General features: G+C 63.7%; 16 protein-coding genes and 1 pseudogene. 8 read left to right on the forward strand and 9 right to left on the reverse strand.

Translation table 11 applies throughout. The features are described 5' to 3' along the window. Window positions 1-4 precede the first annotated feature (4 nt). Entirely contained in the window at window positions 5-886 is an 882-nt protein-coding gene (locus tag LU688_RS14675) for a MerR family transcriptional regulator (protein ID WP_038706152.1), read from the reverse strand. A gap of 146 nt (window positions 887-1,032) precedes the next feature. Here LU688_RS14675 and LU688_RS14680 point away from each other — a divergent pair, with 146 nt between their 5' ends. The 7 genes from LU688_RS14680 to LU688_RS14710 all read left to right on the forward strand — a co-directional run bounded on the left by LU688_RS14680 (window position 1,033) and on the right by LU688_RS14710 (window position 6,539). Continuing rightward, entirely contained in the window at window positions 1,033-1,479 is a 447-nt protein-coding gene (locus tag LU688_RS14680; RefSeq protein WP_104443829.1) for a PAS domain-containing protein, read from the forward strand. 103 nt (window positions 1,480-1,582) lie between these two features. Further along, on the forward strand, window positions 1,583-2,005 hold the full coding sequence (locus LU688_RS14685) for a nuclear transport factor 2 family protein (protein WP_023630689.1): 423 nt from the start codon (window positions 1,583-1,585) through the stop codon (window positions 2,003-2,005). After that, on the forward strand, window positions 2,002-2,754 hold the full coding sequence (locus LU688_RS14690) for an SDR family NAD(P)-dependent oxidoreductase (protein ID WP_232888147.1): 753 nt from the start codon (window positions 2,002-2,004) through the stop codon (window positions 2,752-2,754). Before LU688_RS14685 ends, LU688_RS14690 begins: the two co-directional genes overlap by 4 nt. A 6-nt stretch (window positions 2,755-2,760) precedes the next feature. Then, window positions 2,761-4,008, forward strand: coding sequence for an NAD(P)/FAD-dependent oxidoreductase (locus tag LU688_RS14695; protein WP_232888146.1), 1,248 nt, complete (start codon window positions 2,761-2,763; stop codon window positions 4,006-4,008). Continuing rightward, window positions 4,005-4,814 (forward strand): DUF1365 domain-containing protein, encoded by an 810-nt coding sequence (locus tag LU688_RS14700; protein ID WP_232888145.1) that lies wholly within the window; start codon window positions 4,005-4,007, stop codon window positions 4,812-4,814. Before LU688_RS14695 ends, LU688_RS14700 begins: the two co-directional genes overlap by 4 nt. Next, window positions 4,789-6,048, forward strand: coding sequence for an SAM-dependent methyltransferase (locus tag LU688_RS14705; protein WP_094009955.1), 1,260 nt, complete (start codon window positions 4,789-4,791; stop codon window positions 6,046-6,048). The genes LU688_RS14700 and LU688_RS14705 overlap by 26 nt, the downstream gene beginning before the upstream one ends. A gap of 2 nt (window positions 6,049-6,050) precedes the next feature. Continuing rightward, the gene (locus LU688_RS14710) at window positions 6,051-6,539 is read left to right on the forward strand and encodes a DUF2878 domain-containing protein (protein ID WP_232888144.1); all 489 of its coding nucleotides are present in this window, start codon (window positions 6,051-6,053) and stop codon (window positions 6,537-6,539) included. Here the strand turns inward: LU688_RS14710 and LU688_RS27985 are convergent. From LU688_RS27985 to LU688_RS14735, 5 genes and pseudogenes are all read right to left on the reverse strand, one after another. After that, window positions 6,537-6,659: pseudogene (locus LU688_RS27985) on the reverse strand (DUF2256 domain-containing protein); the annotation flags it as partial. The gene LU688_RS14710 and the pseudogene LU688_RS27985 overlap by 3 nt on opposite strands. Then, window positions 6,656-8,182, reverse strand: coding sequence for a cryptochrome/photolyase family protein (locus tag LU688_RS14720; RefSeq protein WP_160290674.1), 1,527 nt, complete (start codon window positions 8,180-8,182; stop codon window positions 6,656-6,658). The pseudogene LU688_RS27985 and the gene LU688_RS14720, both read right to left, overlap by 4 nt. Before the next feature lie 8 nt (window positions 8,183-8,190). Further along, window positions 8,191-8,496 carry a DUF6482 family protein gene (locus LU688_RS14725; RefSeq protein WP_023630325.1) on the reverse strand — a complete coding sequence of 102 codons (306 nt, stop codon included), beginning with the start codon at window positions 8,494-8,496 and terminating at the stop codon, window positions 8,191-8,193. After that, complete coding sequence (locus LU688_RS14730) at window positions 8,493-9,029, reverse strand: DUF3833 domain-containing protein (protein ID WP_023630324.1); 537 nt, start codon at window positions 9,027-9,029, stop codon at window positions 8,493-8,495. Before LU688_RS14730 ends, LU688_RS14725 begins: the two co-directional genes overlap by 4 nt. A gap of 2 nt (window positions 9,030-9,031) precedes the next feature. Then, on the reverse strand, window positions 9,032-9,571 hold the full coding sequence (locus LU688_RS14735; RefSeq protein ID WP_023630323.1) for a chalcone isomerase family protein: 540 nt from the start codon (window positions 9,569-9,571) through the stop codon (window positions 9,032-9,034). 112 nt (window positions 9,572-9,683) lie between these two features. On the opposite strand from LU688_RS14735, the gene LU688_RS14740 reads away from it, so the two are divergent. Next, the gene (locus LU688_RS14740; RefSeq protein ID WP_232888142.1) at window positions 9,684-10,454 is read left to right on the forward strand and encodes an SDR family NAD(P)-dependent oxidoreductase; all 771 of its coding nucleotides are present in this window, start codon (window positions 9,684-9,686) and stop codon (window positions 10,452-10,454) included. 12 nt (window positions 10,455-10,466) lie between these two features. Here the strand turns inward: LU688_RS14740 and LU688_RS14745 are convergent, their stop codons facing one another. From LU688_RS14745 to LU688_RS14755, 3 genes are all read right to left on the reverse strand, one after another. Then, entirely contained in the window at window positions 10,467-10,793 is a 327-nt protein-coding gene (locus LU688_RS14745) for a putative quinol monooxygenase (protein ID WP_023630321.1), read from the reverse strand. A 108-nt stretch (window positions 10,794-10,901) separates the two neighbouring features. After that, complete coding sequence (locus LU688_RS14750) at window positions 10,902-11,510, reverse strand: dTMP kinase (protein WP_160290676.1); 609 nt, start codon at window positions 11,508-11,510, stop codon at window positions 10,902-10,904. A 52-nt stretch (window positions 11,511-11,562) separates the two neighbouring features. After that, on the reverse strand, window positions 11,563-11,985 hold the full coding sequence (locus LU688_RS14755) for a PA0061/PA0062 family lipoprotein (RefSeq protein WP_023630318.1): 423 nt from the start codon (window positions 11,983-11,985) through the stop codon (window positions 11,563-11,565). Window positions 11,986-12,059: the final 74 nt, after the last annotated feature.

Here is a 12,059-nt window from a genome sequence, read left to right on the forward strand (position 1 = left end):
GCTCTCAGAGATCCAGGGCTCCCCTGAGCAACGCGTTGAGCATCCCCGCCACATCATCCCCCTGCTCGTCCAGCACACGCAGCGGGATGCCTTGCAACGCGGCTTGCGGTCCAGCTACCCCGGTGAGGGCCAGCGGGCAGGCAATCTCCAGCTGCAAGGCCCGCAGCCGCTTGGCCAGCCCGGCGTTCACCGGGCCTTGCACGGCAATCACCAACGCCGCTGGCTGAGTCGCCGCGCACACCAGGGCGAGTTCCTCCAACGGCTGCCAGCAGCCGAGCACGTCGACGCGCTGTTGCTCGCTGCTGAGCAACAGGCCGGTACACAGCAACGGCAGTTCTGCAGCCCCTTCGGTACCGGCCAGCAGCACCCTTGGCGCATCGGCCTGGTTCATCTGCAGGCGCAGCAACAGGCGTGCGCGCAGGAAGGTGTCAAGGAACAGCCACTGACTGCGCTCACCGAAGGCCCTGCCCGCGCCCATCGCCTGCCAGACCGGCAGCAGCACTTCGCGCAGCACGGTGGCCTTGGGCAGGAGCGTGAACAACTGGCCATGGACACCCTCCAACCCGCGCGTATCGAACGCCATTGCCGCGCGTTTCAGGGCCGCGCGCCAGTCTTGGAAGGCCGAATCCTGCTGCACCGGCGTGTGACGCTGAGCGGCGAGCATTTCGCCGACCTTGCTGATCGGCAGGCCGTTGGCTGTCCAGTGCAGGATGTCGCGAATGCGCTGCACGTCGCTGGGCGTGTACAGGCGATGACCACCGTCGGTACGTTGCGGGCTGATCAAGCCGTGACGTCGCTCCCAGGCGCGCAAGGTCACCGGATTGATGCCAGTCAGGCTGACCACATCGCGCATGGGCAGTAAATCGGGTGAGGTGACTTCGGTCATCAGGAGGAATCATCAGAAAGATGGCCCATTCTAAACCCATACGCTCTTTCTGCGGCGAGCTCAGATAGGCCATTATGTACAGAATCGCGCCGGCGCTTCGTATTGTTGCGCCCGCCATACAGCTCAGCTTTTCATGGGTGTCCCCAATGATCAACGCAAAACTCCTGCAACTGATGGTCGAGCACTCCAACGATGGCATTGTCGTTGCCGAGCAGGAAGGCCGCGACAGCATCCTGATCTACGTCAACCCCGCCTTTGAACGCCTCACCGGCTACTGCGGGGACGATATCCTCTACCAGGACTGCCGCTTCCTCCAGGGCCAGGATCAGCAGCAGCCGGGTATCGCGGTGATCCGCGAGGCGATCCGCACGGGCCAGCCCTGCCGTCAGGTGCTGCGCAATTATCGCAAGGACGGCAGCTCGTTCTGGAACGAATTGTCCATCACCCCGGTACATAACGAGGCAGACCAGCTGACCTATTACATCGGCATTCAACACGATGTCTCGGCGCAGATCGCTGCCGAAGAAAGGGTGCGCGAGCTGGAGGTCGAGGTCGCCGATCTGCGCCGCCAGCTGGCAGCGGTCGGACACTGAGCAAAATATCTGTACAAGAACGTTGACTTGTACAGATTTAAACGTAGGCTTCTTCTATACCTGTACAAAAAATTTGTTTGTACAGGATTTGTCGGAGCCGAGCATGTCAACGTACCTGCAGAATTTCGCCGAGCGCTTCGCCCAGCTCGATGGGCAGCACCTCGAAGCGCTAGAGAACCTGTACAGCGAGAACGTCACCTTCCGCGACCCGCTGCATCGGATTGAAGGGCTGAGCGAGCTGCGGGCGTATTTTGCCCAGCTGTACGCCAACGCCCATGACATCCGCTACGTATTCTCCGGTGCCGACGAGGTGAGGACCGGGCAAGGGTACCTGCGTTGGACCCTGCAATTTCGTCATCCGCGGCTTGCAGGCGGTCGCCCGGTTTCCCTGCAAGGCTGCAGTTACCTGCAATGGCATGACCGGGTGCATTACCACCAGGATTTCTTCGACGCCGGCGCGCTGCTCTACGAGCACATTCCGCTGATGGGGGGGGCGATTCGCTGGCTCAAGGGGCGGTTGGCATGAGCCGCTGCTGGTTGACCGGTGCCAGCAGCGGCATCGGTGCGGCGCTCGCGCAGTGCCTGCTGGAACAAGGCCATCAGGTTGCCCTGGGCGGTCGCCGGGTCGAGCAACTGGTGCCCTTTGCCGAGCGCTTTCCCGGGCAGGTGCTGCTGGCCAACGGCGATCTGGACGATCCCGAGCAGGTCGCGCAGATAGCAGACCGCATTCGCCAGGCCTGGGGCGCCCTGGACATGGCGATTTTCAACGCCGGTACCTGCGAGTACCTGGAACCCGGCCGGCTCGACCCGGCGCTGGTCGAGCGCGTTATCCGCACCAATGTGCTGAGCCTCAGCCACTGCCTGGCGGTCGCCCTGCCCCTGCTGCGTGCCGGTATCGGCCCGCACCTGGTGGTCATGGGCAGCTCGGTAACCTGGCTGGCCTTGCCCCGCGCCGGCGCTTATGGCGCATCCAAGGCCGCTGTGCGCTACCTGGTGGAGTCGCAGCGCATCGATCTGGCGCAAGCCGGCATCGACGTCACGCTGATCAATCCAGGCTTCGTCGACACACCGCTGACGCGTCGCAACGACTTCCCGATGCCTCAGCTGTGGTCAGCCCAGCGCGCCGCCCGGCACATCGTCAGACGGCTGCCGCGTCGGCCGCTGGAAATAAACTTCCCGCGCCTGTTCACCTGGGGGTTGCGCCTGCTCGGAGCGCTGCCGGCGCAAGCGCGCCTGGCATTGGGCCGGCGCCTGGCTCGTCAAGAAACGGACTGATCAATCATGCGTATAGCCATCATCGGCAGCGGCATCGCCGGCCTGACCTGCGCCTACCTGTTGTCGCGCAAGCACGAAGTAACGGTTTTCGAGGCCGCCGGCTGGGTCGGTGGCCACACCCACACCGTCGACGTGGTGTGGCGCGGTGAGCGCCATGCCATCGACACGGGGTTCATCGTGTTCAACGACTGGACCTATCCCCATTTCATTCGTTTGCTCGAACAACTCGGGGTCGCTTCGCAGCCGACGCAGATGAGTTTTTCCGTGCATGATCCGCTCAGCGGCCTGGAGTATAACGGGCACGATCTGAACACGTTGTTTGCCCAGCGCCGCAACCTGCTGTCACCAGGGTTCTGGGGAATGCTGCGCGATATCCTGCGTTTCAACCGGCAGTCTCTCGCCGACCTGGAACAGCAGCGGATCGAGCCCACCACCACATTGGGCGCGTACCTTGATGAAGGAGGTTACGGCCAGCGTTTCATCGAGCATTACATCGTGCCCATGGGCTCTGCGATCTGGTCGATGTCGCGAGCCGACATGCTCGGTTTCCCGCTGGCATTCTTCGTGCGTTTCTGTCGCAACCACGGCTTGCTGTCAGTGAACCAGCGCCCGCAGTGGCGTGTCGTGGCGGGCGGCTCGCGCAGTTATGTCGCCCCGCTGTGCCGCCCCTTCGCCGAGCGCATCCGCTTGGGCTGCCGGGTGCACCGGGTCGGTCGCGACGAAGGCGGGGTTACCCTGGTCAGCGACGGCGGTACCGAGCGCTTCGACAATGTGGTGTTCGCCTGCCACAGCGACCAGGCCCTGGCGCTGCTGGAAGCGCCGAGCGTGCACGAACGTTCAGTGCTGGGCGCCATCGGCTATGCCGAGAACGACGTGGTGCTGCACACCGACAGCCGCCTGCTGCCACGCCGTCGCAACGCCTGGGCCAGCTGGAATTACCGCCTCGGCGGCCCCGAACAGGCGCCAGCTGCGGTGACCTACAACATGAACATCCTGCAGGGCATTGAAGCGCCGACGACCTTTTGCGTCAGCCTGAATCAGACCGCGCTGATCGACCCCGCGCAGATCCTCGCGCGGTTCAGCTACGCCCACCCGCAGTACAGCCTGGCGGCGTCCGCCGCGCAGGCTCGGCAAATGCAATTGCAAGGCCAGCAACACAGCTACTTCTGCGGCGCCTACTGGGGCAATGGCTTCCACGAGGACGGAGTGGTCAGTGCGTTGCAGGTCGCCAGGCATTTCGGAGAGCAACTGTGAACAGTGGCCTATGCCAGGGTTGGATCAGCCACCGGCGCCTGAGCCCACGGGCCCATGCCTTTCGTTACAGGATCGGCATGTTCTACCTGGATCTGGATGAACAGGCTGGCTGGCTGGGGCTGTCTCGTTGGCTGGGGCGTTGGCGCCTGGCCCCGCTGTGCTGGCGCGAAGCCGACTACCTGCCGAGCCTCACCCGCCAAGGTCTGCCGCTGGCCCAAGCCGCGCGACTGCTGGTGAGCCAGGCCACCGGGCAAGTGCCTGACGGGCGCGTGTACCTGCTGACCCAACTGCGTTGCTGGGGGCTGTCGTTCAATCCGGTGAGCTTCTATTTCTGCCATGACCGCGACGGACACCTGGCGGCAATCCTGCTGGAAGTGCGCAACACCCCGTGGCGTGAGCGTTTCCACTATGTGCTACCGGTACAAGGTGATCTGACCAGGCCATTCGCCATGGCCAAGGCCTTTCATGTATCGCCGTTCCTGCCCCTGGACATGGACTATCGGCTGCGTTTTCGCCTGGACCAGGCGCAGGTACGCATTCACATGGAGAACTGGCAAGGCGAGCAGAAGGTCTTCGAAGCCGACCTGGCCCTGAAACGCCGCCCCCTGGATGGCAAGGACATACGCGCCTACGTCCTGACCTTCCCCTGGATGAGCCTGCGCACCGTCTGGGCCATCTACTGGCAAGCCCTGCGCCTGTTCATCAAACGCACCCCCATACACGACCACAGCGCCAGCCGGGGCGACCTGGCACTCGGCCACCCCTGCGAGGACCCCGATCATGTCCAATCCGACCCTGAGTGTTAGCAAGTCTGCGGGCTTGGCGCCGCTGCTTGGCAGCCTGGCGCGCAACGCCGTGCTCGCCCAGCTGGGCAAACTGCGTCACGGCCATCTGCGCCTGCTCTGCCACGGTCGCCAGTGGACCTTCGGCGACCCTGGCAGCGCCCTGCAGGCCGAGATAGAGATACTCGAGGATGCCGCCTGGAGCCTGATCGCCGGCAATGGCTCGATTGGCGCGGGCGAAGCCTATATCCATGGTTACTGGCGCAGCCCGGACCTGGCGTTGGTCACCCGTCTGTTCGTGGCCAACCTCGATGTGCTCGACGCCCTCGAGGGCGGCCTGGCGCGCCTGGGACGCCCTGCCCTGCGGCTGCTGCACCGGCTCAACCGCAACAACCGCAGCGGCGCTCGACGCAACATCCTGGCCCATTACGACCTGGGCAATACCCTGTTCGAGCAACTGCTGGACCCGACCATGATGTATTCGGCCGCGCAGTTCGAATACCCCGGGCAATCGCTGGAGCAGGCGCAGCAGCATAAGCTGGAGCGCATCTGCCAAAAGCTTGAGCTCAGCGCGCAGGATCACCTGCTGGAAATCGGCTGTGGCTGGGGCAGCCTGGCAATTCACGCCGCCACCCGCCACGGTTGCCGGGTGACCACCACGACCCTGTCGCACGCGCAGTACACCTACACCCTGCAACGGGTGAAGGACCTTGGGCTGGAGCAACGGGTGACCGTGCTGTGTGACGATTACCGCGACCTGACGGGGACTTTCGACAAACTGGTCTCCATCGAGATGATAGAAGCGGTGGGGCACCGCTACTTGCCCGTGTACTTCCGCCAGTGCGCGTCACTGCTCAAGCCTGACGGGCTGATGTTGCTGCAGGCCATCACCATTCGTGACCAACGCTACGCCCGGGCGCGCCGCTCGGTGGATTTCATCCAGCGCTACATCTTCCCCGGCGGCGCCCTGCCCTCGCTGAGTGTGTTGCTGGACACCGCCAGCCGGCGCACCGCGCTCAACCTCGTGCACCTGGAGGATTTTGGCGTCGATTACGCCATCACCCTGGGGCATTGGCGCGACAATCTGCGCCAGGCACGTGGCACGCTGGCGGACCTGGGCTACGACGAGACCTTTCAGCGGTTGTGGGAATTCTACCTGTGCTACTGCCAGGGCGGCTTCGAGGAACGTGCCATCGGCGTGGCCCAGTTGCTGTGGGCGGCGCCCCAGGCGCGGCGGGCGCCGTTGCCCGGGCAATGACGATGCCCCGCGCCTGGCTGATCGCCAATGCGCTATGGCTGCAGGTTGGCTGGTGGGCCTGCGTGCTGGGCGCCAAGGTTCCCTGGCTACTGTTGTTGGTGCCGCTGGGGATGGCGGTGCACCTGACACTGTGCGCGGATCGCGGCAGCGAAGTTCGCGCACTGTTGCGCGTGACCTTGGCCGGTTGCGTGCTTGATAGCCTGCTGGGGGCGATCGGCTTGTTTCGTTTTGAAGCATGGCCACTGCCATTGTGGCTGGTATTGCTGTGGCTGGTACTGGCCAGCGGCCTTCGCCACAGCCTGGCGTGGGCGGGCTGGCCGTTCTGGCGCGGCGCGTCAGTGGGCGCGCTGGGAGGCCCGCTGGCGTACCTGGGCGGCGCCAGGCTAGCTGATGTCACCTTGCCCCTGGGGGCGGTGGTGACAAGTTTGCTGCTGGTGCCGATCTGGGCCCTGGCCCTCCCCTTGCTGGTGCGTCTCGCCGCGCGGCGCTGAGCGGCGGCAGCGTTCAGAACAATAGCGCACCTGCGCCCAGCACCGCGCCCAGCGCTTGCGCCAGGCGAAAGGCTGGCCGCACACCCCGCATATCTTGCTCGGGAGATGCTGCTTCTTCATAGGTCCTGGCCGGCATCGAGCCGCGCCAGCAGCGTTTCACCGCGTTGCCACACACCCTCGCGACGGGCAGGCGCCATGCCGTCCAGGCTGCGATACACCAAGGCCAGGCGGGGGTTGCCTGAAAGCCGGGCGCGGTGGCGAATGAGAAAATGCCAGTACAACGCATTGAACGGGCACGCGTCTTCACCAACCGCCTGATCCACCTTGAAGCTGCAGGCCTTGCAGTGATCGGACATGCGCTGGATGTAACGACCACTGGCGCAGTAGGGTTTGGAACCCAGGTAGCCACCATCGGCGTGCATCACCATGCCCAGGGTATTGGGCAGTTCTACCCAATCGAACGCATCGATGTACACGGCCAGGTACCATTGGCAGATCGCGGGCGGCGCGATGCCGGCTAGCAGGGCAAAGTTGCCGGTGACCATCAGCCGCTGGATGTGATGTGCGTAACCGAGGCGCAAGGTCTGTCCGATCGCCTGCGCCATGCAGCGCATGCGCGTCTGCCCACTCCAGTAGAAGCCCGGCAGGCCGCGGGTGTTGCCCAGGTGGTTGAGCCTGGCGTACTCGGGCATACGCAGCCAGTAAATGCCACGCACATACTCGCGCCAGCCGATCAACTGGCGGATGAAGCCCTCTGCGGCATTGAGCGGTACCCGGCCCTGGCGCCAGGCGCTTTCCACGTCTTCACAAAGGCAGCGCACATCCAGTAGCCCTATGTTCAGCGCCGCGCTGATGCGCGCATGGAACAGGTAAGGCTCGCCTTCAGCCATTGCGTCCTGGTAGTCGCCGAACGCCGCCAGGCCGAAGTCGAGAAAATGCTGCCAGAGCTGTTGGGCTTCGGTATGGGTCACGGGATAGTCGAAACCGTCGAGTTCGCCGTAGTGGTCGCTGAAACGCTGGCGTACCAGGGCCACCACGCCACGGGTTATGTCATCCTGTGCGAAATGCGCCGGGAACGGGCCGCGCAGGCCGCGCGCCAACGGCTTGCGATTGTCGTTATCGAAATTCCATGCGCCCCCCGCCGGGCTGCCGTCGGGCTCCAGGAGCAGGCCGCAGCGCTTGCGCATGCCGCGGTAGAAATGCTCCATGCGCAGTTGGGTACGGTCCTGGGCCCAGCGCGCGAACGCCTCTCGCGAGCACAGGAAACGGGTGTCGCGGTGCCACACCAACGGTAGCCCCGCCTCGCGGAGCGTCTGTTCCAGGCGCCACTCACCGCACTCGGTCAAGTGAACCTCGCTGGCGCCCAGAGCCTGCTGCCAGCGCCGCAGTTCGCCGGCAATGCTGGCACTGTTGCCGTCGGCTCCCAATTCGACGTAGTGCACCTGCCAGCCACGTGCCCTGAGCGCCTGGGCGAAATGACGCATGGCGCTGAAGACAAGCACGATTTTTTGCGGATGATGCGGCACATAGCGCGCCTCACCTTCCACTTCGGCCATCAGAATCGCATCGCGGGCCGGGTCAAGCGCGGCGAGACTGGCCAGGTCGAACGACAGCTGGTCGCCCAGCACCAGGCCCAGACGCATCGCCGAAGCTACCACTGCTCGTCCAACGTCACCGGCACCCGCAGCGGCGCAACAGGGCCGTCACGCTGCCCACACATTTCATCGTGCACCACTTGCTGGACCAGCATGCACGGCACCGGCTGCAAACCGGCCAGCGTCTGGCGCAATTGAGTGATGGAGTGAAAACGAACGGCCTGCCCCTGATCGTCGCTCAGTGTGACCGGCCCCGCATTGGCCATCGCCCGCAGCAGGTAGAAACCGCCCTCCAGCGACAGCAGTTCCAACGCCTGCACCTGGCCGGCAGCGACCTGCTCGAAGAGTGTATTGAGATTCATGGCGTGCCCTCCGGCAGGCGGCGAAAGAACAGGGTGATCTGGCCGATCTCCACGCCCAGCTTGCTCATGCGCGAGCGGTTGATCAGGGTGTCGTCGTCCATCAGGTACATCCAGTCGTCCAGGTCCACCTGCCAGTGCCGCCCGTCAACCGGCAGGTCCAGTTGGTAACGCCAGCGCAGCGCATTGCCAGCCACCTCGCCGCGGGCCTCGCCGATCACGTCGCCCGCGGTGCCACGCCAGCGACCGGGGCCATCGGGCTCCAGCGTCCAGGTGCGCCGCTGTCGAGTACCGTCGCTGTAGAGAAACCGCTCGTCAAGGATCAGCCGCTCGCCCTCGCGGTGACTATCGATACGCACATGGAAACGCTTCACGACCTCGCCTGAGCGCTTCTGGAACATGCCCCAGGCCTGCACCGGACGCGCGAAGAAGGCCGCCAGGTCCAGCTTGGGTTGCTCGCCGGCGTAGTGCTCGACGCCGACGTTGCCACAGCTGCCGAGCAACAGGCACATGGTCAACAACAAAGCTTTGTACATATTCAGTGTCCTCGATCGTTACCGGCCAGGCCGAGCAGGCGCTGGCGCAGTTGTGGATCCCGGGTGCGCGGGTCAAGCCAGATGGCAAAGAAGGCCCGGGCGAAAGCCACATCGGCCACTTCATGGCGCAGTCGGCCATCGACGTAGAAGCGGCAACCTGTTTGCGGAAGGAACACCCCGGTGATGCGCATACCGGGGCGCACATCCACGAATGCCGCCTGCATTTCACGGGCCCATACGTCGAACTGTTGCGTGGTGACGGTGCCGGCGCCAAGACGGCGCATCTCCTCCAAGCTTGCCTTGACCAGCGTTTCCCGGGACAACGACCGGTGGTAGCTCAGCTCCAGGGCGAATGGCCGGCTCCAGTCCAGCACCGGTCCCTCGGCCCACAAACGGGCGCTGTACAGACGCAGGCCGAACCAGGTGAATTCCCCTTCACCCAGCCGTTGAGCCGTCACAAGCGTGGCTCGCCAATCCGCGCCGACCGAAGTGAGCGAAATCAGCAGCAGACAGAGGCAGGCTAATCGTCCGGAGCAAACCATGAAAAACCTGTACAGAAGACAAATCCTGTACAAGATTATGGCTTTGTACAGATAATTTTCAATGTTGTATAGAAATTAAGGGCAGCTCGATTCATACCAGGGAGCACTTCGGATGAGTGTCATCACCAACCTCCACAGCCCCGCAAACGTGTTGGTCTGCGGCGCCAGCCAAGGCATCGGGCTTGCCCTGTGCGAACAACTGCTGGCACGCGAAGACGTGGGCCTGCTGATCGCCGTGTCGCGCCAGGCAACCCGCAGCACGTCGCTCGATGCGCTGGCCCTGACCCATGGCCGCAGGTTGATGCGCATCGATTGCGATGCTCGGGATGAACAGGCGTTGCAAGCACTGACGGCGCAGGTCCAGGCCAGCTGTGCGCAGTTGAATCTGGTCATCAGTACCCTTGGCGTACTCCACGAACCCCCGGCTCGCCCCGAGAAGTCCCTGGCGCAACTGGACATCGCGGGGTTGCAGGCCAGCTTCGTGACCAATTGCTTCGCCCCTATCCTGCTGCTCAGGCACCTGCTGCCTTTGCTGCGCCAGCAACCGGTCACCTACGCCGCCTTGTCGGCCCGGGTCGGCTCGATCGGCGACAACCACCTTGGCGGCTGGTACAGCTATCGCGCCAGCAAGGCCGCGCTCAACCAGCTGTTGCGCACGGCCAGCATCGAACTCAAGCGGCTCAACCCCGCTTCGACGGTCCTTGCCCTGCACCCTGGGGCCACCGACACCCAGCTCTCGCGCCCCTTCCAGGGCAATGTGCCAATCGACAAACTGTTCTCGCCTGCTTTTGCCGCCGGTTGCATCCTCGAAGTCATCGGCCGGCATGGACCATCACAGACCGGTACCTTCTGGGCTTGGGACGGAAGGCAAATTCCCTGGTGACTTGCAGGGGTGTCAGGGATAGGGCGCAACGACACTGGATACTGGGTCAAGGAAGATCAGTTGCAATGGCTCTGCCAGCAGCTGGTCAGCCTGCTCGGCAAAATACTGAAAGTGTTCGGTGGCCAGGTGGGTGTCCAGGGCCTGTTGATGGTCGAACGCTTCGCGCATGTAAAACGTCCCGGGCTCGTCGCTGCGCTCGAACAACATGTAGTCACGATTGCCGGGCTCGGCCCGGGTCGGCTCGATCAGGGCCAGCAAGGCCTCTTTCAGCGCTGCTGCCTGGCCTGGCTTGGCCTTGAGGATGGCAAGGGAAACGAGGGGAAGGTCTTGTGTGTTCACGTCACGCTCCTGGTCAGTTGATTGCCAGCCAGTCTGGCGTGCCCGGCACCTGGGAAAAACCGGCCGTGCGCGTGAACACTTTCACCGATGGAGTGAAAATCAGGACCATCAAAGCAGGCGACGGATCTCAGATACCAACGCGCTTGTCGCCTCTTCAAGCGTTCCTTCGTTGCGACATGAAACCCACCCTTGATCGGCAACCACTCGCTCGAACGCTTCGGTGCAAGCGACATGCTCCTCCAGCGCGTGCATCACGGTACTGCTCAATCCGCGCGACCGCGCCGCTGCCCTCTTCCACGAGAGCTCAGGGTCGGTGACAACGCCCACATGCAGGTCCGGCACCCGCACGTTGCGTTCGAGGTTCAAGCGAAGGATCTCGGCAAACGGCACCAGTCGGCGAAACGCCGCATCGGACGGGTACCAGCGATCGATCAGGATGATGCTGTCCGCCGGTTGCTTGGCCAGCACATGCCGGGAAATCCAGGCACGGCTGTCCGCCAGGCGCTCACAAACCTTCATTTCCAGGTCCCGGCAGGGTTTCCTGACGAACTGGTTGACCAGGACCATGGTTTCGCCCCGGTAGGGATCGCTTTTCTTCTCGCAGATGCGGATCACTTTCCTGTTGTCCGCCCTCAGCGCTTTGGTGACGGCTTCCAGCAGCGTGGTCTTGCCGGTGCCCTTGGGGCCATCGAGGGAAATGAACAGCGAACGACTCATGCTTCACACAACGGTTGAATTCCTTCACGAACAGTCAATGAACCGGGCTCGGTCACATCAGGCAGTAGAACTCGCTGACCTCTGCGACGATCTCCCGGGCGGCATTGTACAGCCTCGCCTCGGGTGTCAGGGCCATGGAGCGGGCTTCCAGCACATAGCGCTGGCCGGCCTGGAAATGGGCGTAATCGAGGGTGAGGTAGCATTGGCGGACGGTGGTGCCGCCGAGCATGCTCATGCCTCCTCCGCCGTTCGTTTCATAGTCAAAGCGCACCACCAGTTCGTGGCTGCCAGGGCTGACCTGGAAGAAACGGCCTTCGTCCAGGCGTTGCTTGTCCAGGCGTTCGGCCAGCAGGACGCGGTCATTGGGGAATGGCAGCGACAGGTCGACCCAGGCCATCTGCGGGTTGGCGGCGGGCAATGGGGTTTGGCAGCCTGGGATGACGGTGATCAGTAACAGCAGTAGCAGCCGGCGCATGGTGAGGTTCCTTGGGGAACTGGATTAAGGATAGCGCTGGGGCGTCGAGTTGTTAATCACCGCGTGGGAACGTG

The organism is Pseudomonas soli (assembly GCF_021283165.2).
Lineage (GTDB): Bacteria > Pseudomonadota > Gammaproteobacteria > Pseudomonadales > Pseudomonadaceae > Aquipseudomonas > Aquipseudomonas soli.

What these genes read in the sequence shown, in the direction of transcription:
- LU688_RS14720 (WP_160290674.1), bottom strand. Translation starts at nt 8,182, where the DNA reads ATGCGTCTGGGCCTGGTGCTGGGCGACCAGCTGTCGTTCGACCTGGCC.
- LU688_RS14680 (WP_104443829.1), top strand. Translation starts at nt 1,033, where the DNA reads ATGATCAACGCAAAACTCCTGCAACTGATGGTCGAGCACTCCAACGAT.
- LU688_RS14675 (WP_038706152.1), bottom strand. Translation starts at nt 886, where the DNA reads ATGACCGAAGTCACCTCACCCGATTTACTGCCCATGCGCGATGTGGTC.
- LU688_RS14690 (WP_232888147.1), top strand. Translation starts at nt 2,002, where the DNA reads ATGAGCCGCTGCTGGTTGACCGGTGCCAGCAGCGGCATCGGTGCGGCG.
- LU688_RS14730 (WP_023630324.1), bottom strand. Translation starts at nt 9,029, where the DNA reads ATGTACAAAGCTTTGTTGTTGACCATGTGCCTGTTGCTCGGCAGCTGT.
- LU688_RS14740 (WP_232888142.1), top strand. Translation starts at nt 9,684, where the DNA reads ATGAGTGTCATCACCAACCTCCACAGCCCCGCAAACGTGTTGGTCTGC.
- LU688_RS14695 (WP_232888146.1), top strand. Translation starts at nt 2,761, where the DNA reads ATGCGTATAGCCATCATCGGCAGCGGCATCGCCGGCCTGACCTGCGCC.
- LU688_RS14725 (WP_023630325.1), bottom strand. Translation starts at nt 8,496, where the DNA reads ATGAATCTCAATACACTCTTCGAGCAGGTCGCTGCCGGCCAGGTGCAG.
- LU688_RS14750 (WP_160290676.1), bottom strand. Translation starts at nt 11,510, where the DNA reads ATGAGTCGTTCGCTGTTCATTTCCCTCGATGGCCCCAAGGGCACCGGC.
- LU688_RS14685 (WP_023630689.1), top strand. Translation starts at nt 1,583, where the DNA reads ATGTCAACGTACCTGCAGAATTTCGCCGAGCGCTTCGCCCAGCTCGAT.
- LU688_RS14755 (WP_023630318.1), bottom strand. Translation starts at nt 11,985, where the DNA reads ATGCGCCGGCTGCTACTGCTGTTACTGATCACCGTCATCCCAGGCTGC.
- LU688_RS14710 (WP_232888144.1), top strand. Translation starts at nt 6,051, where the DNA reads ATGCCCCGCGCCTGGCTGATCGCCAATGCGCTATGGCTGCAGGTTGGC.
- LU688_RS14735 (WP_023630323.1), bottom strand. Translation starts at nt 9,571, where the DNA reads ATGGTTTGCTCCGGACGATTAGCCTGCCTCTGTCTGCTGCTGATTTCG.
- LU688_RS14705 (WP_094009955.1), top strand. Translation starts at nt 4,789, where the DNA reads ATGTCCAATCCGACCCTGAGTGTTAGCAAGTCTGCGGGCTTGGCGCCG.